This window comes from Methylomagnum ishizawai, from assembly GCF_019670005.1.
In the GTDB taxonomy this organism is placed as follows: domain Bacteria; phylum Pseudomonadota; class Gammaproteobacteria; order Methylococcales; family Methylococcaceae; genus Methylomagnum; species Methylomagnum ishizawai.
In genome coordinates this window covers 2,902,626-2,924,947 of sequence record NZ_AP019783.1, presented here as the reverse complement: position 1 = coordinate 2,924,947, position 22,322 = coordinate 2,902,626, and the positions used below count along the sequence as shown (strand labels likewise).

Annotated in this window: 14 protein-coding genes; 4 read left to right on the top strand and 10 right to left on the bottom strand. The window is 63.0% G+C overall.

Annotation, left to right across the window (positions count from 1 at the left end; translation table 11 throughout):
- Positions 1-125: 125 nt before the first annotated feature.
- The 7 genes from K5658_RS13280 to K5658_RS13250 form a co-directional block, all read right to left on the bottom strand.
- Positions 126-3,500, bottom strand: coding sequence for a transglutaminase family protein (locus K5658_RS13280; protein WP_221063610.1), 3,375 nt, complete (start codon positions 3,498-3,500; stop codon positions 126-128).
- On the bottom strand, positions 3,497-6,853 hold the full coding sequence (locus K5658_RS13275; protein WP_221063609.1) for a transglutaminase family protein: 3,357 nt from the start codon (positions 6,851-6,853) through the stop codon (positions 3,497-3,499). Before K5658_RS13275 ends, K5658_RS13280 begins: the two co-directional genes overlap by 4 nt.
- Before the next feature lie 165 nt (positions 6,854-7,018).
- A complete protein-coding gene (locus K5658_RS13270; protein WP_221063608.1) occupies positions 7,019-10,147 on the bottom strand; it encodes a hypothetical protein in 3,129 nt (1,042 codons plus the stop codon).
- Positions 10,148-10,454: 307 nt separating this feature from the next.
- Positions 10,455-11,234 carry a bestrophin-like domain gene (locus K5658_RS13265; protein ID WP_221063607.1) on the bottom strand — a complete coding sequence of 260 codons (780 nt, stop codon included), beginning with the start codon at positions 11,232-11,234 and terminating at the stop codon, positions 10,455-10,457.
- 185 nt (positions 11,235-11,419) lie between these two features.
- Positions 11,420-12,247 (bottom strand): IS5 family transposase, encoded by an 828-nt coding sequence (locus K5658_RS13260; protein WP_221063606.1) that lies wholly within the window; start codon positions 12,245-12,247, stop codon positions 11,420-11,422.
- A 133-nt stretch (positions 12,248-12,380) separates the two neighbouring features.
- Entirely contained in the window at positions 12,381-14,021 is a 1,641-nt protein-coding gene (locus K5658_RS13255; RefSeq protein ID WP_221063605.1) for an NAD(P)-binding protein, read from the bottom strand.
- A gap of 131 nt (positions 14,022-14,152) precedes the next feature.
- A complete protein-coding gene (locus tag K5658_RS13250) occupies positions 14,153-14,614 on the bottom strand; it encodes a DnaJ domain-containing protein (RefSeq protein ID WP_221063604.1) in 462 nt (153 codons plus the stop codon).
- 275 nt (positions 14,615-14,889) lie between these two features.
- Here K5658_RS13250 and K5658_RS13245 point away from each other — a divergent pair, with 275 nt between their 5' ends.
- From K5658_RS13245 to K5658_RS23580, 3 genes are all read left to right on the top strand, one after another.
- A complete protein-coding gene (locus K5658_RS13245) occupies positions 14,890-16,083 on the top strand; it encodes a pyridoxal-phosphate-dependent aminotransferase family protein (protein ID WP_221063603.1) in 1,194 nt (397 codons plus the stop codon).
- 113 nt (positions 16,084-16,196) lie between these two features.
- On the top strand, positions 16,197-17,417 hold the full coding sequence (locus K5658_RS13240; protein ID WP_221063602.1) for a DUF5610 domain-containing protein: 1,221 nt from the start codon (positions 16,197-16,199) through the stop codon (positions 17,415-17,417).
- A 202-nt stretch (positions 17,418-17,619) separates the two neighbouring features.
- Positions 17,620-17,874 (top strand): cysteine rich repeat-containing protein, encoded by a 255-nt coding sequence (locus K5658_RS23580; protein WP_246628442.1) that lies wholly within the window; start codon positions 17,620-17,622, stop codon positions 17,872-17,874.
- A gap of 28 nt (positions 17,875-17,902) precedes the next feature.
- On the opposite strand, the gene K5658_RS13230 is transcribed toward K5658_RS23580, so the two are convergent.
- Positions 17,903-19,258: an ATP-binding protein gene (locus K5658_RS13230; protein WP_221063600.1), complete on the bottom strand. Its 1,356-nt coding sequence runs from the start codon at positions 19,256-19,258 to the stop codon at positions 17,903-17,905.
- Positions 19,258-19,935 carry a response regulator transcription factor gene (locus K5658_RS13225; protein WP_221063599.1) on the bottom strand — a complete coding sequence of 226 codons (678 nt, stop codon included), beginning with the start codon at positions 19,933-19,935 and terminating at the stop codon, positions 19,258-19,260. Before K5658_RS13225 ends, K5658_RS13230 begins: the two co-directional genes overlap by 1 nt.
- A gap of 176 nt (positions 19,936-20,111) precedes the next feature.
- On the opposite strand from K5658_RS13225, the gene K5658_RS13220 reads away from it, so the two are divergent.
- Positions 20,112-21,716: a glycosyltransferase family 2 protein gene (locus K5658_RS13220; RefSeq protein ID WP_221063598.1), complete on the top strand. Its 1,605-nt coding sequence runs from the start codon at positions 20,112-20,114 to the stop codon at positions 21,714-21,716.
- 11 nt (positions 21,717-21,727) lie between these two features.
- Here K5658_RS13220 and K5658_RS13215 read toward each other — a convergent pair whose 3' ends face one another.
- Positions 21,728-22,150 (bottom strand): glycine zipper 2TM domain-containing protein, encoded by a 423-nt coding sequence (locus K5658_RS13215; protein ID WP_221063597.1) that lies wholly within the window; start codon positions 22,148-22,150, stop codon positions 21,728-21,730.
- Positions 22,151-22,322 lie beyond the last annotated feature (172 nt).

The following is a 22,322-nucleotide window of genomic DNA, read 5'->3' as shown; positions in this document are numbered from 1 at the left end:
GATTTTGTAGGGCTGTCCGTTGTTTGTGGGATGGCGGTCGCGGGTTTAATCCCAGCCCACGGCCCTACCCACCAAGCACGAAAAAGCCGGGTCGCCCCGGCTTTTTTCGTTGTAACCAATCCGCCCTATCCCCGCACCAAATCCAATAAGTACGGAAACCGGGGATGGAACCGCTCCGGTGGCACCGCCAAATACCGCGTCCCCGAGCCGAAATCGAGGAAGCGCCCGCCCGGAGTCGAAGGTGGTTGCGCCACTTCCTGCGGCCGCCGCCGGTAAGGCGCGCTCCCGCCGCCCGGCTCGGCTTCGGGCGGCACCGGCGGCACGGCGACCGCCCCGGCAATATCGGGCCGGGCCGGCACATAGGTACAGCCGCAAATCACTTCCCCGGTACGGGCATCGAGCAAATCGAACACCAGCGCGGCCACCGGCGGCACGGTCGGATGCAGGCTCGACGGCGGATTCCACGCCTTGTAGCGCACCCCGGCCACGAACCGGCCCCGCTCGCGGGTCGCTTGCAAAGGCACGCGCTGGCCGTTGCACACCAACACATGCAGCGCCGGCGTGAAGCCCTCGATCTCGATTTGCACCCGCTGGTTGGCCGAATCCACGAAGCGCGATACGCCCCCGGCGGTGACTTCCTCCGACAGCAAGGGCCAAGGCTCGTGCGCCATCCGCAAATCCAGGGTGAGGTTGTCGAAGCGGGTCCGGCCCAGCGCCGGGAAACGCCGCTCCAGGAAGGGCGCGAACCATTCGGCCTGGAGCGGAATCCCGCCCCGCCCGATATCGCGGATCACCTCGCGCAAATCCTCCCACAGCACGGCGGGCAGCATGAACCGGTCCTGCAATTGCGGCCCCCAATCCTCCAACCGCGGATCGGCGGGATGCCGGGCCAGATGCGCCAACAAGGCGGCGAGCAACAGCGTCTGCGCCGTGGCCAGCGCGGCGTCGGGCGCGGTCTCGAAACTGCGGATCGCGATGCGCCCCAGCCGGTGGCTGCTGCGGTCGGGGCTGTAAAGCTGGTCCACCCGGATTTCCGCCCGCTTCATCTCGCCCGCAGGGTCCGCCAGCAAATGCCGCAACACCCGGTCGGGAATCCAGGGACCGGGGCTGTCGTCCAGCGGCATCCGCGACAAGGCGATATCGAGTTCGTACAGCGCGTCGTCGCGGCCCTCGTCCGGGCGCGGGGCCGTGCCCGAAGGTCCGATCAGCCTTCCCGCGAACAAATAGGACAGGCTGGGATGCCGCTGCCAATACGCCACCAGCGAATGCAGCAATTGCGGCCGCAACAGGAACGGGCTGGCGGGTGGCCGGGTTCCACCCAGGGTGATTTCGGCATGGCCGCCGGGGGCTTGTGGGCGACCGTTGGCGTCGTGGCGGCCGGCGTAGAGTCCCAGGGCGGCGGCTTCGCGGTAGGCCAGGTCCAACAGGCCACGGGTTTCCTCCAGCGAATCGGCCACGGGCAGCGCCACCCGCAGCACCCCGGCCTCGGGTTCCAGCACCAGGCGGCGCAGACGGAAATCCTCCGGCGGCTCGTAGCCTTCCAGCCGCACCGGGATGCCGGTGCCGAAGGCGGCGGCCTCGATGGCGTGGATCAAATCCAGCCAATGTTCGAGGTGGGTCAAGGGCGGCAGGAACACCGACAAACGGCCTTCGCGGACCTGCACGCACAGCGCGGTGCGCGGTGCGCGGCTGTCGATGCGCTCGGGGTCGGCCTGTTCCGGGGGTGGCGGCACGGCGATATAGGTGGTCAGCCGGGCGCTGAGCTCGCCGTAGACTTCGGGCAACAGGGGACGCTCCTCGAAATGGCAGCGCTCCGGGTCGTGCCCCGCGATATGGTCCTCGCCGACGGGGAGGCTATCCAAGGGCAGGCGATAGCCCAGCGGCGAATCGCCCGGTGCGAGATACAAAGCGCCCCGGCGGAATTCCCAGGTGCCGCTGGTCCAGCGTTCCGCCACCGGGTCCCAGCGCAAGGGCAGCACATAGCCCACCGGCTCGCGCCGGGTCTGCGACAGCTTGGCCGCCAGCGCCCGCCGTTGCAGCGGGTCGCGCAGGGCCGCGGTCGGCGGTTCGAAATCCAGGTGGGCGCGGTTCTGCCAGAGTTCGTGCAACTGGTCCTCGTAGGCCGGCTTCAAGTATTCCTGCGCCACGCCCAGCTTTTTCGCCAGGGTGTGGGCGAAATACTCGGCATCGGGGGCTTCCACCCCGCTTTCCGGCGAGGCCGCGCCGACCAGGAGGGCCGGATTGCGCCAAACCGGATGGCCGTCGGCGCGGTAGAAGCAACTCAAGCGCCAACGCGGTAGGTTTTCCCCGCCGAACCATTCGCCCTGGCTTTCATGGAACACCGGACCCGTGTTGAGCTTGCGCCCCAGGCGCAGGGCCAAATCCTCGGCGGCGGCGCGTTTGGACGGACCCATCGCCAGGATCGACCAATCCGGCGCGTAGCAATCGGTCTTGGTGAAACACAGGCTCGGACCCATGGCGAGGCCGATACCGTCCTCCGCCAATCGCGCGTCCACCTGCCGGGCCACGGCGCGGAGGTCGGCCCATTGCGCGGCGCTGTAGGGGGCGGGGTCGGCTTCCGGCGCTAGGCGGCGGACCCGGATTTCGCCCGAGAGTCCCGCGCTTTCGGCCCCGGCGCTTGCGAGCCATTCGGCTTCGTCGGCGCACCAGGGCAAGGCCCGCAAGGGATCGGGCGTGGACGCCAGCGGGAGGTAGCCCTCGTGGATGAAAAGCCCGGCGGCGGGATCGAGTCCGACCCAACCCGCGCCGGGCAGGAACACTTCGCACCAGGCATGGAGCCCGGCGCTATCCAGCCAGCGGCTGGTGGTGGCGGGGGCGTCCTGCCCCCAGGCGTGTACGGCCACCGGCTCCTGGGCCAACAACACCCGGTAGCCCGAGGTGAACCGCGCCGCCAGCCCCAGATGCCGGAAGCTCAGGACCAACAGCCAAGCGGCTTCCCAAGGCGAACCCTTGGCCTTGGCCAGCACGGTTTCCAAATCCACCGCGCCGGGGCTGGCATGGCCCGCTATCGCCAGATGGCGATGCACGGCGGTGGTGATTTTGCCCAGGGCTTCGAGGATATAGCCCGGTTCGACCGTGAGCGCCCCCAGCCAATCGGCCAGCAACATCCCCGGTTCCGGCAGGTGGAGATAAGGCGTCAGCTCTTTTCGCAATTGTTCGGGATACTCGAACGGGAATTGCGAATAGGCCGCTTCCACCAGGAAATCGAAGGGATTGAGCGGTTTGAGGTCGGCGATCAGGTCCAGGGTGATCTTGAGTCCGAACACCGGTTCCGGCAGGTCCAGCCGGGCCAGATGGTTCTCGAAGGGGTCGCGCACCCAGTTGATGAAATGTGGGTCGGTGTCGATCTTCAGCGAATAGGCGGTGATCGGCGCTTTGGTATGCGGGGCCGGGCGCAGCCTTAGCCAATGGGTGGGCAGGAGGACGCGGCGCTCGAAGCGTTGCGCCAGGGTGTGGGTCAGGGCGATGCGGGTAGTCATAACGGCCTACGCAAATCCAGGGTGCAGGGGAAATCGGGGTTGGGGGCTTCGGCTTGCGGTTCGCGGGCGAAGCTGCCCGGCACCGCGCCGTAATGGCCGGCGAGTTGCCGCGCCCAGCCGGGGGGGCCGGCCTCGCCCGCCGTGTGGCCCCAGGACCAGAACCGCGAGATGCGGCGCGATTCCGCTTCGTAGGCGTTGATGGGGAAGCTGTCGTAGGAACGTCCGCCGGGATGGGCCACGTGGTAGACGCAGCCGCCGACCGAGCGCCCGAGGCGGCGGTCGAACAGGTCGAACACCAGGGGCGCGTGCATTTCGATGGCGGGATGCAGGCCGAAGGCGGCTTTCCAGGCTTTGTAGCGCACACCGGCGACGTATTCGCCTTCGGGGCCGGTGGCTTGCAGCGGCAGGCGGCGGCCATTGCAGGTGACGCAATAGCGCTCCGTATCCAGCCCCGAGCACTTGACTTGCAACCGCTCCACCGCCGAGTCCACCACCCGCGCCTGGCGTTGCGCCCCGGCTTCCTCGCCCAGCACCAGCCAGGGTTCCAGGGCCATGCGGAGTTCGAGGGTCACGCCCTCGTAGCGCACCAGCCCGTAATGCGGGAAGCGGAATTCCAGGAAAGGCTCGTACCAGGCGGCGTCGAAAGCGTGCCCGCCCGCGTTCAGATCGGCGATGGCCGAGCGGAAATCGGCCCAGACATAATGCGGCAACAGGAAACGGTCGTGCAGCCGGGTACCCCAGCGGATCAAGGGATGGCGATAGGGCGTCTTCCAGAAATGCGCCATCATGGCCCGGAGCAATAGCATTTGCGCCAAGCTCATCTGGGCATGGGGCGGCATCTCGAAACCGCGGAATTCCAGCAAACCCTGCCGCCCGGACGCGCTATCCGGCGAGTGTAGCTTGTCGATGCAGAACTCGGCGCGGTGGGTGTTGCCGGTGAGGTCGGACAGGAAATTGCGCAAGGCCCGGTCCACCACCCAGGGCATCGCATTGTCGATCTCGCCCAGGCTGATTTCCAGTTCGTCCAGGAGGTGCGAGCCGCGCTCGTCCACCCGTGGCGCTTGCGAGGTCGGCCCGATGAAAGTGCCCGAGAACAGATAGGACAACGAAGGATGGTGTTGCCAGAAGGTCAGCAGCGAGCGCAGCAGATCGGGACGGCGCAGGAACGGGCTGTCGAGGGGCGTCACGCTGCCCAGGGTGACATGGTTGCCGCCGCCGGTACCGGTGTGGCGGCCATCGAGCATGAATTTCTCGGTGCCGAGCCGGGTCAGCCGGGCTTCCTCGTACAAGGCCACGGTATTGGCTTCCAGGGCTTCCCAATCCGCCGCCGGGTGGATATTCACCTCGATCACGCCGGGGTCGGGCGTCACCTTCAGGAATTTGAGCGTGGAAGTCGCGGGTGGCTCGTAGCCTTCGACGATGACCGGCATCCTGAATTCGGCGGCGGTGTTCTCGATGGCGGTGAGCAGGGCGGCGTAGTGGTCCGGCAGGTTCAACGGCGGCATGAAGATATGCAGCCGTCCGTGGCGCGGTTCGACGCACAGGGCGGTGTGCGGCACGCCGACCCATTGTTTGAAACGCTGGCGGATGGCGTCCGGCGCGGCGTCGGCGGCCAAGGGTTTGGGGTGCTTGGGCGGTTCCGGCGGTAGTCCCGTGCCCAGATGGAAAGGCTCGGGCGGGCGCGGCGGGGGCGGGGGTTCGATCCAGGTTTCCGCCTCGACCTCCGCCGCCCACGGCAGGCGGCTGATCGGTAGGCGCAAACCCATGGGCGAATTGCCCGGCATCAGATACATGGCGTTGCAGGGGAATTGCCAGGGCGCGGAATGCCAGCCGTTGCGGCCCCAATCCCACAGGATCGGCAAGGCATAGCCCACGGTGCGATCCAGGCCCCGCGCCAAGGCCAAACCCAGGTCGTCGCTATAACGCGGGGAGGCGGGCAGGGCGATGGCGTCGTAATTGGCCGGTTGGTTGGCCTCCCGCCATAGGTAATAAATCCAGTCCTCGAAGCCGGGCGTGAGATGGTCCGGGTTCACGCCCAGCCGCTCGGCCAAGCGCTCGGCGAAGCGGCGGGCCTCGGTCGGGCCGAAGCCGTAATCGCGCTTTTCATCGGCGATCAGGCTGGCGTCGCGCCACAACGGCACCCCGTCCGCCCGCCAAAAGCAGCCCAAGGCCCAGCGCGGCAACGGTTCGCCCGGATACCATTTGCCCTGGCCGTAATGCAGCAGGCCCCCCGGCGCGAAGCGTTCGCGCAGGGCCTTCAGCAACACCCCGGCCCGCTCGCGCTTATGGGCGCCCAGGGCTTCGGTATTCCATTCCGCGCCTTCCATGTCGTCGATGGAGACGAAGGTGGGTTCGCCGCCCATGGTCAGGCGCACGCCCAGTTCCCGCAATTCCTCGTCGACCAAGCGGCCCAGGCGGCGGATATCCCCCCATTGCCCCTCGGTATAGGGCTTGGTGACGCGGGGGTCTTCATGCACCCGCTTGACGATGTTGGCGAACTGGAAATCGATGACTTCGCACTTGTCGGTGTAGCCGGTCACGGGCGCGGCGCTGACCGCGTCGGGCGTGCAGGCCAGGGGAATATGCCCCTCGCCCGCGAACAGGCCGGAAGTGGGGTCCAGCCCGATCCAGCCCGCGCCGGGGATATAGACCTCGGTCCAGGCGTGCAGGTCGGTGAAATCCTGTTCCGGGCCGGACGGGCCGTCCAGGCTCTTCTGGTCGGCGGTCAGTTGGATGAGGTAGCCCGACACGAAGCGGGCCGCAAGGCCCAGGTGGCGGAGGATTTGCACCAACAGCCAGCCGGTGTCGCGGCAGGAGCCGGTACGCAGCCCCAGGGTTTCCTCGCAGGTCTGGATGCCCGGATCGAGGCGGATGGTGTAGCCGATGTGCTGCTGTAGCCGCTGGTTGAGCGAGACCAGGAAATCATTGATGTGGATTTTGCCGCCGGGCTTGGCCCCGGCCAGCCATTCCAGCAACAAGGGACCGCTTTCCGTCACCTCGAAATAAGGCTCCAACTCGTGGCGCAACAGCGGATCGTATTGGAAGGGGTAATGCTCGGCGTATTGCTCGACGAAGAAATCGAAGGGATTGATGACGGTCATTTCCGCCACCAGCCGTACGCCGATCTTGAGTTCCGTCACTTGTTCCGGGAACACCACGCGGGCCACGGTATTGCCGAACGGGTCTTGCTGCCAATAGACGCGGTGGTTCTGCGGCTCGATGTCGAGGTGGTATTCATGCACCGGGGTCCGGGTGTGCGGCGCGGGCCGCAGGCGGATCACATGCGGCGAAAGCGAGATGGGTCGGTCGTACCGGTAATGGGTGCTGTGTTCGATGCCTACGAGTATCGCCAAGGGGGTTCTCCTTGTGGTTGGCGCGCCAGGGGCGTAGAGGGGCTGCAATGCCGGGACGCAGAATACATGCCAGACATGGCAGAATCACGCGCTGGATGGGGACGGCGGTGTAAAAGATGGGGCGGGGCGCACCGGATGGGCGGAAATTGCACTGGGATGGTGCGTTTAGCCGAAACCGAACAGCTTGATTAACAACGGCAGGTTGTCGGTGAAGTCCACCGCCATGGCGGCCAGGAGCGGCAGGCTGCTCAGGAAGATCGGCCTTTGGGTGAAAGGACGGAACGCGCCTTCGTTGTATTGCTGGATCAGGAGGACGAGGTGTTCGAACTGGCCGACCAGGGGGTCGTTTTTCTCGCCTTTGTATTGGATGATCCGCCGGTTCAAGCATTTCAGGGCATTCTTGCAGGCCGCGTCTGCGGCTTTTTTGAGTCGATAATCGCAATACAGTAGATAGGCAGCGCTCGCGCCAATGACCAATTTCAAACCCAAGGGCGTAACCCAGTGGTCGAAATAGCTGGACCGGGCCAATACCATCAGCACCAAGACCAAAAATGGGTAGGCCATGATCGTATTGATTTCCTCGGTCAGTTTCCCGACAAAACGGACGCTGATCCATTCGTGCAACTTGTCTTGGTGGATTTTGATTTCGTTGCTGAAAGCCGCGCAAGTGAAGGATGGCCATCGCACTTCGCGCCCGGAGGTAGAGATGGCTTCGATCAACTGGGTCGCGACCTGCGCGGCATCGGTCACGAGGAACAATAATAAACTGAAACTTGGTACCAATAGCCCTAGCAATAGTATTTGGTCGATGGCTTTTATATTTTGGCCACGGTATGGGATATTGGGTTCGTGGATTTGGATGATTAGATAGCAGATGATATAAGATAACAAGGAAAATATTAATGCGCGGCAGAATCGTGTGGATGTCCATGGTAGCCAGTGTTTAGTTAAGAGGTCTTCCATGTGAATTGGCTTGTTGTTATGCTCTTTCTGTTCAGGAACGATTCGGGTTATAAGTTTTTTTATGAAACAGGTTTCTTTGCTATCTAGTGGTGAAATGTGTAAGCGATTTTCTTTGTCTATATTATTTGTTATCCACTCATCTATCGCTTTTGAGGATTGGTAATAATTAAAAACGAAGTACCCAGCAAAAATAAGTGCGGCAAAGCGCAATAACTCCGTGGGCCACATGCTAACACCTTCGCTGAGCGCAAAAGGTTCTTCATGGCTGCCGGTTAGTAGGAGAAAAATGATGATAATATAAAAAACAGCATAAAAAATAGCAAATATAATCGTGTTCTTGCTGTTTTTACTTGATAGCAAATGAAAAACTATTGGCAGTATTAATAGACCCAACAATGCTATCGGCTCGTTGATGATGTGAGGGCTAATATCTACAGGGGTAGGGTGAATGTTAATGCAGCTTTGCATGTCTTGGCACGGCTGCTTGCTTTGCGCTTGGAATTCGTTTAGATTAAATTCTCTAGTTCTGCCAATTTCAAATATTCTTGCTTTTTTATCATCTAGTGCTTTTAAAACTTCCTGTTGGGAAACATTGGAAGTGGTTAAAGCAATTTGTGTCGCCAAGAAATATGCCGTCTGCAAACTACTCCGAAACGGTGGTATATCCTTCTGTAAGCCAGCGTCTAGTTCCAATCCAAATGCAGAGACCACGATCAGGTTCCGTGCCCATTGATTCTGGTTAGGATGCAGATAGCGGGCATCCATGTCGTTGGTGAAGAACAACACATCGGGGAAAAGATTATGCATGGCTTCCAGAATCAACAGTTTGTCATAGACATCGCTGCCGAGGATTCCCACTGCTTTCAACGAGCCGTTTCCTTCCGAACGCCAGCGCCCATCCAAGGCTTTAATTTTTTGGGCAAGCCGTCGCACATAGTCGAATTGGCTGTTCCCGTCGGCATCCTCCATGTTTTCCCGGCTCTCTGCGCTGGTTGCGCCGCTGCCTTTCTTGTCTTTGCTTTTATCAGCTTTGCCGTCGCTTTTATCTTTATGTTTTTCGCCGTCCAGGCCGCGTAAGTATCTGAATAAATGAACGCAGTCATGGTTGGAAATTGCATCGACTTTTGTGTCGGGGCACCCGGTACTTTTAAGTATCTGAGCGAAGGTTACGGGAAGATGGTTTGCGTAAAGTGTGTCCCATTCCGATAGCAAAACTACATGATCTTTTTCTGGGCTGGGGTGTACGCCCCGCAGTCCCAGTTCGTCCCTAGCTGCTTCGGCCAGGGATTTATCGGTGGTGGTCGTACGGAGGAAAGGAATGTGGCAGGTCGCGAAATAATCCGAGAGCGTTTGAAATTCATTTAGAGATTTTTGCAGAACATTTTCTTGAACAGTCGCACTCGGCGAATAAAAAGTGAGATCGGACTGCGTTGAATAGCTAAGGCCGGCGCATTTGGTATCCTGATTGGGTGTGTTGACAGTGGTCGCTGATCCCGGTTTTTCCGCGACTTCGTTGACTAAATCCTGTAAGTCTTCCGAGTCGAATGGACCGAGTACGGAGATATGAAGATTGATTGATTTGGGTTGGGAGTCTGGTTGGGAGGGTGGCGTTGAAATTTTTTTAAAAAAAGCAACCAACTTTTGATATGGTGTAATTTTGAAGTCTTTTTGATTCAGCCATAAAACTAAAATCGATTTATAATCTGGTTTGTATCTCTCATTTTTTTGTACTGGCGGGTGGTTCTCATTTATTCCAACCGGTTTATAAGTCATCCATTCATAGATAGCTTTGGATTTATTGCCGTTATCAGGCGGTGTAAAATAAACATAATAGATATGCTCTGGCTCGTCGGATTGATAGCGCAGGGCCGCGTCGAAACCGGACAAAACCGCGTAACGTAAGCGCCGCCGGGTCTCAGCTTCCTCGAAATAGTGCCCATCTGGCAACATCACTGCGATAACTTTTTGTTCCCCCTGTGGTTGTTCTCTCGCATCGAGTTTATTTTGGATTTCCTGGGTAAGGGCCTTTAGGTCATGGCCAAGGTGGTCGCCGTTCTCATGTCCGTCCTTATCCTTATCCTTATCCTTATCCTTGTCCTTGTCCCGCGCCTCATGCGCCTCCGCCGCCTCGAACGGGTCTTGCCAAAGCCGGGCCTCGACTTCATGCAATGGCTCTGAAGGATTGGATTGAATATCGGGTCCGTTGGGTCGGCTTTGGTTATAGGGGTTTTGTCCGATGAATAGCGTGCCTACCAGCACAAGCGCTAGTACGCTGCCCAAATTGGCGAATGGAAACCCGAATTTGCCATCGTTTTGGTTGTCTTCGGCCATGGCGTGTTTCCCCCTTGATGTTGGATGGGTTCCAATGGCGTGACCGGAGCCGATGGCCGCTCGGCTGGGTGGAGATGTGCCGGTATTGATCCGACACTGATACGTTGCAAAATCAGGGGGGCGGCAATTGTGGCGGGTCGTTTCAAGTATAGCCCGTCTAAAAAAACAAATGGGTCTGTCAAGTAAGAGGGTGGGGTATCGATAGGGTGCAATGAGATCAGCCGTGGGTGGCGGAAGCTTGGCTCAATCTGGGTGACAGTGTGCGGTGGGGTTGGGGCGTGGCCATCCGGGCCGGATATCGGGCGGATTACCTCATCCCGCTGCGCAGATCGACCAAGGCTTGGTCGAAGTCGTCCACCCGGATCAAGCCCCGACGCGGAAATTCGAGGTCGAGAGTGACATAGACCGCCGCCGCCAGGACCAGGGCGAAACCGACCATGTGCAGCCAGTTGCGTGAATGGCCGCCCGCCATGCCGTAACCCGCCAGCAAGGCGCTGATCAGGGCCACGCCGAACAGCATCAGGTAGATGACGAAAGGCGGGTGCAGCAGGTTGGCCATGGTCCGGGTGGTGGTGATGTCGAACATGGTGTTCAGGGCGGGCAGTAGCAGCTTGGTGGCGTCCGCCGCCGCGTTTTGGGACTCCGAGGCCGCGACCGCTGCCCGCCAGATTTCCCCTTGCAGGGCATTGGACCGGGCCAGTTCCGCCTGGAAGGCGGCGGTGTCCCTGATTTTGCGGTAGACCTCGATCCGGGTGTCCACATAGTGCCGGAACAATTCCTTCAGGCGGGGCCGCGCCGCCTCCGGCAGGAGGTCCAGCCGCAGATAGGCGGTGCCGATGTCGTTGGTTTCCTCGACGATCAAATCGCGCCGCTCGTCGAAGCGGTGGGTCGCGCCGGAGAAGGTGAAGGCGACCAACAGCCCCAGCAAGGCGAACACCGCGCCCTCGACCGTGCCGGTGCCCGCCCTGGCGCCTTCGGGGTCCACGGCCAGCCTCCGGTTGCCGATGCGCCTGCCGATTTCCAGCATCGACAGCATGCCCAGGAATAACAGGAAGGTGAGGATGAAGGCGAAGAAGGCGTAGCCCATGACGGGATTCCTCCGTAGGTATGTGCTGGAAGTTGGGGCGTTGTATGGGCGCGATGCCTGGGCTTTGGGTCAGCTTAGCATCGGTGGGACGGCGTGGGTACGGGGCTTGGGGATAAGGGGCGATGGATCAAGAATCCACAGCCCCTTGAGGTTCAGGCTAAGAGGACATCCGGCACATAAACTGCTTACACGGTTTTGGCCTCGATCCGTCTTCCCAGGATCAGGGCGCACGCCAACTGAAGGAAGGCCAGATAGTTGGCTCCCCGGCAGGTGTAGCGGGTTCGGATGGCCCGGAAGCCCTTGAGCCAGGCGAAAGCGCGCTCGACCACCCACCTCCGCGCGGGGTGGGTTGGCTCGGAGTCGCAGGAACGCTTCTCCTCGCCGATCTTGCGGATATGGGGGGTGTAGCCCAGTCCCGCGACTTCCCGCTCGACCCGTTCGTAGCCATACCCTTTGTCCAGGCAAAGATGCCTGGGACTTTGCCCGGCGTCGGCGGGTGCCTCGATCACGGCCGCCTCGACGGTGACCGTCACCAGGCGGCTGTCGTGCACGTTGGCCCCGGCCTGCGCGACGGCGAAAGGCATCCCCTTCCCGTCCACCTGAAGGTGGATCTTGCCACCGCTGCGCCCACGATCCGTGGGATTGCGCCCCAGGCCCTCGTCCTTCTGGCAGCGGGCTTGGCGGACCGGGGCCTGCACCAGGCTGCCGTCCATCGACTGCCAAGCCAGGTCGAACCCCTCGAGTTCCTCGTACTCCGCCGCCGACCAGCGGAACATCTCCTTGAACACGCCGGCGGCAACCCATCTCTGAAAGTGCTCGTGGACCGCGCTTTTCGAGCCGTAGCAGGCCGGCAGGCAATCCCATTGGCAACCGGTCTTGAGCACATACAGAATCCCGTTCATGACCGTCCGGAACTCCAGCGGCTTGGAGCCGCCCGGCCTGCGCCGCTTGAACGGCTCCAACAATGGCTCCACGTGCTCCCACAGCCGGTCCGAGATTTCCAGGCAACTCATGGGTCTCCTCCGCTTCCGCTTCGCAAAAGACGGGTCTTTTAAGCGTTCGCCGCGCAAAGCACAAGATGTGCCGGATGTCCTCTAAGCCGGTTGGGATGGCGGGCGAGGCGTAGGAGGGAAAGCCTACACGGGTTCAGGCCGGTTCCGCCTCCGTCTCGATGGCATGGCAGGGGCATTGCTCGAAACACGCCATGCAGCCGGTGCAGCGCTCGTAGTCGTAGCGGTAGCGCTTGCCCGGCCCCAGCTTGAGGATGGCCTGTTCCGGGCAAGCGCCGTAGCAGCCATCGCACTCGAAGCAATTGCCGCACGAGAAACAGCGCTTGGCCTCGAACACCGCCTCGCCCTCGTCCAAACCCGCCACCACTTCCTTGAAGCCATAGCGGCGCTTTTCCAGTGCCAATTCATCCTGCTGGCGTTGCTCGGCCTCGGTGAAATACCACAGGTGCAGCTTGTCGAAGCCCGCCAGTTCGCGCTTGGGCGCTTTCACATAAACGGCATCGCGCAGATAGGCGTCGATGCAACGGGCGGCTTTCTTGCCATGGCCCACGGCCACGGTCACGGTGCGCTCGCTCGGCACCATGTCGCCACCCGCGAAGATACCGGCGTGCCCGGTCATCATGTTTTGGTCCACCACCACCGTGCCGTCCTTCTTGAAGGCGATGCCGGGAATCTCCTTGAGGAAGCCGGTGTCGGTGTCCTGGCCCAGCGCCAGGATCAAGGCGTCGGCTTCCAGGGTCTCGAATTCGCCGGTCGATTCCGGGTAGCCCTCGGCGTTGATCTTCATGATTTCGACCGTGATGCGGTCCTCGGTGATTTCCTTGATGGTGCGCAGCCAGTTGATCTTGACACCTTCCGAGATCGCCTCGTCGGCCTCGAACGAATGGGCCGGCATATGCGCGCGGTCGCGGCGGTAGATGATGAGGGCTTCTTCCGCGCCCAGGCGCTTGGCGGTGCGGGCCGCGTCCATGGCGGTGTTGCCGCCGCCGTAGACCGCCACCCGGCGTCCCAGCAGTGGGGTCGCGCCCAGGTTGGCCTCGCGCAGGAAGCTGACCGCGTCCAGGATTTTCCCGGCGTCGCGGGCCGGAATCTCCACCCGCTTGCTCAGATGCGCCCCGACGGCGGTGAAGGCGGCGTCGAAGCCGCCGCTTCGCATCTCGGCCAGGAGGTTCTCGACCTTGTGGTTCAGCACGATCTTGACGCCCAGCGACTCGATGCGGTGGATTTCGGCCATCAGCTCCGCCCGTGGGAGCCGATAGGCCGGGATGCCGAAATGCATCATGCCGCCCGCCACCGGCCCGGCTTCGCGGATTTCCACCTGGTGGCCCAGGCGGGCCAGATGGTAGGCGGCGGACAAGCCGCTCGGTCCCGCCCCGACCACCAACACCCGCCGACCGCTGGGCGGGGCGTCGGGTTCGATCTTCCAGCTTTCTTTCAGCGCCATATCGCCCAGGAAGCGCTCCACCGCGTGGATGCTGACCGAGGTATCGACCACGGCGCGGTTGCAGCCGCTTTCGCACGGGTGGTAGCAGACCCGGCCATGCACGGCGGGCATGGGGTTGTCGCGCATCAGGGTTTGCCAGGCTTGGTGGTAGCGGCCCGCTTGGACCTGGGCCAGCCAGGCCTGGATGTTTTCCCCCGCCGGACAGGCGTGGTTGCAGGGCGGCAGGAGGTCGAGATAGACGGGGCGTTGGGTGCGGAAGGGTCCGGTGCCGTGGTCGTGCTTCAGCAGATCGGCGGGACGGGTCATGTCGGCGCGTTTGGGAGTGCTGGTCATGGATGTGGTTCCTTGGCTGTCGTATCGCTTTGAGATTAGGCCCGTTCATGGGCTTCGGGCGGGGTGCGATGGAAATATAGAAATTATGGCGGATCGACGGGGAAATCGGCGTGACGGCGGGTTCCCGCGTTTCATGACCCCAGCAGCACGGCCTTGGCTTGGTTGATCTGCGCCGCCAGATAATCCGAACCACCCCGGTCCGGGTGCAGGCGCTGCATCAAACGGCGGTGGGCGGCGACGATCTCGTCGCGGCTGGCTCCGGGCGGGACGCCCAGGATTTGCCGGGCTTCCTCGGCATCCATCCGTCCTCCCGACCGGGAGGGGCGTCCGGGTTCGGAGGCGGAGGACGCCCGGCCCAGCCGTTGCAGATAGAGCCGCAACGCGGGCAATCCGAACAGCGCTCCCAGCAGCAGGAACCCGCCCAGCGGATTGCCCCGGCCCAGGCTGAGGAGCGCCGCCATCAACACGACCAGGAGCCAGGGTAGGCCGCCGCGGAGTCTTTGGGCGGCAGGGTCCGCCGCGGTGCCGAGGAAACGCCGCCCCGCCCAGAACGCGAGGGCCAAAACCAGGAAGGCGAGGACAAGCAGGAGCATGGTGTTTCCCAGTGGGGCAAGGAGGGTGTGGAGTCTAATCCTCCGGCGTCGGGCCGGGTAGGGGAGCGCCATGGGTTTTGGGGCGTGGCTTGCTGGCCGATTCGCCGCTATGGCATGATGGCCTTCCCCGCAGAGACCGCCCCGCCTCCTTTGAATCCCATGGAAACCGTTGGCATCGCACCGGCCGGCCGGACCTGGAGGCTTTTTTGCCGCTTTTGGCGGCGGCTCGCCGCTATCCCCGAAAATTCCATCAACCACCGCATTAGAAAACCACTATGACGACTATCCGATCTTTCAACCCGCCGATCCGCACGCTGATGGGACCGGGCCCGTCCGACGTCCATCCCCGCATCCTGGAAGCCATGGCGAGGCCGACCATCGGCCATCTCGACCCCGTGTTCGTGGGCATGATGGACGAGATGAAGAGCCTCCTGCACTACGCCTTCCGCACCCGGAACGAGCTGACCCTGCCGGTGTCCGCGCCGGGTTCCGCCGGGATGGAAACCTGCTTCGTGAACCTGGTCGAGCCGGGCGACAAGGTCATCGTCTGCCAGAACGGCGTGTTCGGCGGGCGCATGAAGGAGAACGTCGAGCGCTCCGGCGCGACCGCCATCATGGTCAAGGACGAGTGGGGCAAGCCGGTGGACCCGAACAAGGTGGCCGAAGCCCTGGCCGCGCATCCCGACGCCAAGATCGTGGCTTTCGTCCAGGCCGAGACTTCCACCGGCGCCTTGTCCGATGCCAAGACCCTCACCCAATTGGCCCACGATAAGGGCTGCCTCGTGATCGTGGACGCGGTGACTTCGCTGGGCGGCTCGCCGTTGGAAGTGGATGGCTGGGGCATCGACGCCATTTATTCCGGTTCGCAGAAATGCCTGTCCTGCGCGCCCGGCTTGTCGCCGGTCAGCTTCGGGCCGCGCGCCGTGGAGAAGATCAAGGCCCGCAAGACCCCGTGCCAAAGCTGGTTCCTCGACCTGAGCCTGGTCATGAATTATTGGGGCGGCGGCACCAAGCGGGCCTATCACCATACCGCGCCGATCAATGGCCTCTATGGCCTGCACGAAGCCTTGGTGATGTTGCAGGAAGAAGGCATCGAGAATTCCTGGAAGCGCCACACCGACATGCACGAAGCCCTGAAGGCCGGTTTCGAGGCTTTGGGCCTCAGCTTCGTGGTGCCGGAAGGTTCGCGCCTGCCGCAGTTGAATTCCGTCACCATCCCCCAGGGCGTGGACGACGCGGCGGTGCGCGGCTTGCTGCTCAAGCGCTACGGCCTGGAAATCGGCGCGGGCCTCGGCGATCTGGCCGGGAAGATTTGGCGCGTGGGCCTCATGGGCCATAGCTCATCGGCCAAGAACGTGGTGTTCTGCCTGACCGCGCTGGAAGCCGTGTTGAGCGAAATGAAGGCTCCCATCGCCGCCGGGGTCGCGGTGCCCGCCGCGCAGGCGGTGTTGGCGGCGAAGGGGTATTGATCCTTCGGGTCTTTGTATCGGGACGCGGGCAGGGATGCCCGCCCCAGGGTTAAAGGAAACGCCATCCCAGCCGTTATCTTGGCGAGTCGTCCCCGTTCCCAGGGTAAGCCGCCATGAACATCCTCCCCCAGAATGCCGCCTCGCCGCGCTTGGACCTATTCCAGACCTTGCGCCGCCAAGGCGCGACCGTGGTCAACGCGGACCCGTCCGCTTCCGGTGCCGCCCAGGCCAGCCACAGCCCCGGAACCCCGACATCGACCTCCAACAAAACCCCCGACCTGATCGAATCCTATGTCGGCCAGCGCCTGCGTTCCGCCTTGGACGGGCAGGACGCCAAGGCCGCTTCCTCCGCGAAACCGGCCCGGTTCGAGGATTTCTCGCCCGCCGCCGTGGCGGGCCGCATCGTCGATTTCGTCGGCCAGCGCCTTGCCAAGGTCGAGGATGCCGATAAGCGGGCGGCGCTGCTGGACCAGGCCCGGCAGGGCATCGAGCAAGGTTTCGCCGATGCCCGCGATGTGCTGAAGGGCATGGGGATGTTGCAAGGCGGGGTGGCGCAGAACATCGACGATACCTATGGCCGGGTGATGGACGGCCTGGACCGCCTTGGTCGGGGCGGCTCCGCCGACACGGTCCCGACCGTGACGGACCCGGCCACGGCCACCCCCATGGGCCAAGCCGCGGCGGCGAGCTTCGCCCAGGTCGAAACCAACGCCGTCAGCCTCTCGATCCAAACCGCCGACGGCGACCGGATCAACTTCAGATTCCGGGGCGAACAAGGCGCGGCCCTGACCGCCTTCGCCAGCCAGGGCCGGGACGGCGCGGAATCCGGTGCCAGCCTCGTCCAATATCAATCGAGCGACTTGGGTTTCAGTGTGGAGGGCGATCTGGACGCGGGCGAGCAAAAGGCCATCGCCGCCTTGGTCAAGGATGTACAGGGCTTGGCCGGACGGTTTTTCAACGGCGATGTGCAGGCCGCGTTCCAGCAAGCGGCGAAGATGGGTTTCGATAACCAGGAACTGGCCGGTTTCTCGCTCAAGCTGACCCAGACCGTGGAAACCCGCGCCGTGGCCGCTTACCAGTCCACCGCCGCGACCGCCAACGCCCCGGCCCCGTCGATCCAGGACGCCGTGAGCGCCACCGCCGACCTGCGCAAGCTGTTCCAATCGGCCCAGGCGTCGCAGGTATTCGCCGATCCCGGCCAGGCCCTGTCCGATTTGTTCGGCGGCATCGCTAAGGCCCAAGGGCTGACCCAACAGCCGGAGACCGATCCGACTTTACAGCGGGTGAAGGATTTGTTGGGTCAATTCACGGGGAGCGACTACGCTTTGTCCTAGGACGACGAGTTTCCTCCTGAGACTGGGCGTATGGACGATGCGCTGGAAGAGAGGCCGCCCGATACCGAGGGCGGCCTTGTTTTTGCCCGGAGGTTTCATCCTCCCGCGCTTGACGGTCCTCCGCCCCCGGCGCAACATGCCCGCCGCCCTGGGCGCTGCGTCCAGAGCCGTTTCCATCCAATCATCCCCCAGGAGGCAAGCTATGATCCTACGCGCCGTATTGTTCGCGTCCGCCGCCCTGCTGGTGCCGTCGGCACCGGCCGTCGCCCAAGGCCTGGACCCCCATGAGGTCCAAGCCCTGCGTACCTATTGCAAGGCCGATGTGGAACGGCTCTGCCCCAATGTCGAGCCGGGCGGCGGGCGCATCAAGGAATGCCTGATGGCGCAGAAGGAATCGATGTCGGTCGGTTGCGCCAAGGCCTTGCAGGAATTGAAGAAGGAAATGAAGCAGAAATAGCCCGCGTCGCGGGCGCGGGCGGGCCGGTTCAGCCCAGCGCCTTCACCGCGATGGCGGCCCCGCCCAGGGGGCTGCGCCCCAGTTCCAACCGTCCGCCATAGGTTTTGACGATGGAATGGACGATGGCCAGCCCCAGCCCATGCCCCGGCACCGCGGGGTCGGCCCGCTCGCCACGTTTCAGGAGGCGCTCGGCCACCGCGGGCGGGATGCCGGGGCCGTCGTCCTCGACCGTGATTTCCAAGCCATCCTCCCCGTGCCGGGCACCCAGAGCCACCCGGTTCCGCGCCCATTTGTAGGCGTTCTCGGTCAGGTTGCCGAGGATTTCCAGCAAATCCCCCTCGTCGCCCCGGAACATCAAGCCGGGATCGATCCGGCTTTCGCAAACCACGCCCTTGTCGGCATAGACCTTGTTCAAGGCGGCGACCAATTGCCGGGCCTTGTCGGCCACGGGAACCGGCGGGGCCAGGGGGCTGCGCCCGGCGGCGGCGGCGCGCTTCAACTGGTATTCGACGATGCGGTTCATGCGCTCGATCTGTTCCAGGGCCACCGTCTTGGCATCCTCCTGGGGCGCGTCGAAGCTGCCGCGCAGCACGGCCAACGGGGTTTTCAGGCTGTGGGCGAGGTCGCCCAGCGCATCGCGGTAGCGGGCGAGGTGCGACTCGGCCTGGTCCAACAGGGCGTTGAGGTTGCCGGTGAGTCCGTGCAATTCGCGTGGGTAGAAGCCGGTCAGCCGCTCGGCCCGGCCCGCCTCGATCCGCCGGATATCCGCCGCCACCCGCCGCAAGGGCGCGAAACAGCGCCGCAGGATCAAGGCTTGCAACAACAGCAGCAGCAAGGCCGCGCCGCCGAACCAGCGCCACAGGTCGCGCCGGACTTGGTTCATCCGCCCGTAGTAGTAGCTTTCCTTGTCGTCCAGGGTTTCGGCGACCTGGAGGATGTGGGCGATGGGGGCGCGGTTCTTGGCGGTGGCGTAATCCACCCGGAGGCTCAGCACATGGAGCTGGGTGCCGTTGGCGAGTTGGATGGGGTCGAGCCGGGCGGTCCAATAGCCGGGCAGCGGTGGCCAGGGAATGTCGAGGTTCTGGGCCGAATCCGACAACCATTCGCGCTTCTGGTCGGTTTGCCGCACCAGGGTGGCGTACAGGCCGGAACCGGGCTGGACGAAGCGGTCGTTGAGGGTTTGCGGCAGGGTTTTGAGGGCGTCGAGGTGGTCTTTTTCGATGCTGGCCTTGAGCGGTTCGCCATAGCCGCGCAGCCGGTCGCGCATGACCGCCTCGGCGCTGTCGCCGAAGGCTTCGTCCAGCACCAAGCCCGTGAGTCCCAGGAACGCCGCCAGGGCCAGGCTGGCGAACAGCAAGGCCCGCGCTTGCAGCGAATAGCCCATCAGCCGCGGGCCAAGGTGAAGCGGTAGCCCCGGCCCCTGAGGGTTTCGATGGGCTTGAGGCGGTTGTCGGGGTCGAGCTTCTTGCGCAGCCGGGCCACGAACACTTCGATCACATTGCTATCGAGATCGAAATCCTGGTCGTAGAGATGTTCGGTCAGGGTGGTCTTGGACACCACTTCGCCGGTATGGAGCATCAGATATTCCAGCAGCTTGTATTCCTGGGCGGTGAGTTCGACCGGGTGGCCTTCGGATTCGACCCGCTGGCTCGCCAAATCCAGCGCGACGGGACCGCAGCGCAGGCTGGACTGGGCCACGCCCGCCGCCCGCCGCAGCAGCGCCTTGATCCGCGCCAGGAGTTCCTCGAACTGGAACGGCTTGACCAGATAATCGTCGGCCCCGGCGTTCAAGCCCTCGACCTTGTCTTGCCAACGGCCCTGGGCGGTGAGGATCAGGACCGGAAAGGCGATGCCCCGCGCCCGCCAGCGCCGGACCACTTCGATCCCCGGCAAGATCGGCAGGCCCAGATCGACGATGGCGAGATCGAAGGGGTATTCGGTGCCGAGATAATGGCCCTCCTGGCCGTCGGCGGCGGCGTCCACGGCGTAGCCCTGGGCTTGCAGCCCCGAGCGGAGTTGGGTGCGGAGTTCGGTTTCGTCTTCGATGATGAGGAGGCGCATGGGCGGTGGTCGGCAATGGGGAAGGAAAAACCCGGTGGGCCGGGATATGATAGATTATCCCGGCTGTTGTTATAAATGAAAACCCGGCGGCGGAGGTTTGGCCCAGGCTTCGATGAAGTAGTCGGTGGGCCTATCGCTGGCCGGTTGTATAATCGTCACCATAATAGGGGGTTGTGTTGGAAAAAGGGGTATTCGAGGGGATACATTCCCAAGGGGTGATTTATGGTTGGGTGGAGGGCTCTGGGGATGCCAAGGCACAAAAGACGATCTATCTCTACGCCGGGCAACGCTTGCTGGCAAGCGTTTCGGCGGTCCATCCCCGGCCCGATATAGAAAGCGCTGGCCGGTCCCGGCAAGCCCTGGGTTTTGGCTGGATTCCCCCGCTTAAAGTATTGGCCCAGTGGCGGCCCGGCGATAAGGTCCATGCCTATTTCGATGAACAAGGAACCCGCGAGTTGGAAAATAGCCCGGCTTGCTTGGATCAGGCCGCTATCGATGCCTTGCTGGGCAATGCCCGCGATTTGCGCTATCGGCGCTTGGCGGGACGGCTGGATGGTATTTCCCTCGACGGTAAAATCTGCGGCTGGGCGATGGACCCGGAAGAACTCGATAAGCCGGTGCCGGTATATCTCTATGTCGGTGCCCATCTTTTGGGCAAGGCCGATGCCGATATATTCCGCGAGGATTTGCGCAAGACCAAGATCGGGAATGGAAAACATGGTTTTTTCTACCAGGAATGGGCTTGGCCCCCTGCCATCGCCGTCCGCGAAGGGTTGGCCCTCCATGCCTATTTCGACCGGGAACGCCGATACGAACTGGGCACCAGTCCCCTGATACTCAAGCAGGAGGACGCCAACCGCCTGGATTGGTACCGCACCCTACAGGTCGATTTGCGCGGCAGGGATTTGCAACGGAAGCACGAGCTTCTATTCACGGCGGAACCGATCCCCTATATCGCTTGGGTATCCATGATCAAGGACGAAGAGGATATCATCGGCTTGAACCTGGATTGGCATTATGCGTTGGGATTTCGGAAATTCGTGCTGATCGATAATGGCTCCACCGATGGCAGCCGGGCGGCGGTCGAGGCATTCAAACAGCGGTTCGCCGATGCGGTGGTGATTATCATCGAAGACCCGGTGGTCGCGCATTTGCAATCGGAATTCACCACCGGGGCCTTCCGCTTGGCCTGCGCGGTCTGGCCGGAATTGCGCTGGGTATTTCCGGTGGACGCCGATGAGTTCCTCTGCCTGGAACGGCCTTTGGAGGCCATGCTGGCCGGCGTGCCCGAGGCGGTCGATGCCGTGGTTTTCCCCAAGAGTTTCTATATGCCGGTCCGGGGGGAGCCGGCGGTGGAAGGGACCCCATTGTTCGACTGGATGGGATATCGCACCCCGGTCAATCCGGTATCCGCCAAGGTGGCGCTCAGGGCCGACCCTAAATATATCATCTCCCAGGGCAACCATAGTCTCTCCGTGGCGGGGGGCGGGGCGGTGGCTTATTTGAGCGGTTATGGTTTGGGCGGGCATTATCGGGAGTTCCGAATCCGGTCCGCCGAGCATTTGCGGAAGAAAACCATCAATGGCGGCAAGGCGATCCTGGCCGCCGAGGCGCTAGGTAAGCAAGAAGTGGGCGGCAGCCATTGGATGGGTTGGTATCAGGGCTATTTGCAGAAAGGGGAGGGGTTTTTTGCCGGCCTGTTCCAATCCTGTTTCCAGGCGCGGGAAGGCATGGTGTGCGATCCCATGCCTTATCCGCCTACCCATCCCCGTCCGGACTAGCCCCGGCCCGCTCACTCGGCGGCCTCATGGCCGATGACCGTCCCCAGGACCGCGCCGCCGATGGTCGCCACCGGGTCGCCACGCCCCATTTGGTTGCCGATGGCGCCGCCGAGGATGCCGCCCGCGACCATGGGCACGGTTTCGGAGACCCGCCCATGATGGCGCGGATAGGCCATGGGCTGGCGGTAGACCGGCACTTCCCGGTAGATGACGCGGGGTGGCGGGGGCGCGTAATAGCGTTCGACGACCACCGGGGGCGGCGGATAGTAAGCCGGCGGTGGCGGGTAGTAGGCCCGGCCCCAGCCGTGGTGGTGGTGATGATGATGATGGTGGTGGTGAGGCTCGTGTTCCCAGCGCCAACCCTCGCCGTCGGCATGGGCCGTGGGAGCCGTGGCCAGGACGGCGAGGGTGGCCAGGACGATGAGTTCGCGCATGGGCTTGCTCCTTGGGTGGATGGACGGGGCATAGCTTAGGCGGAACTGGCTGAATGACGGCTGAATCCGGGGGCTGGGCAGGGGAACGCCGGGGTGTGTCTTATGGCGTATGTCCTGCCGCGATATCCGTTATATCGGAGGCCGGGACGGGGCGGATGGCCGTTGAATCCCG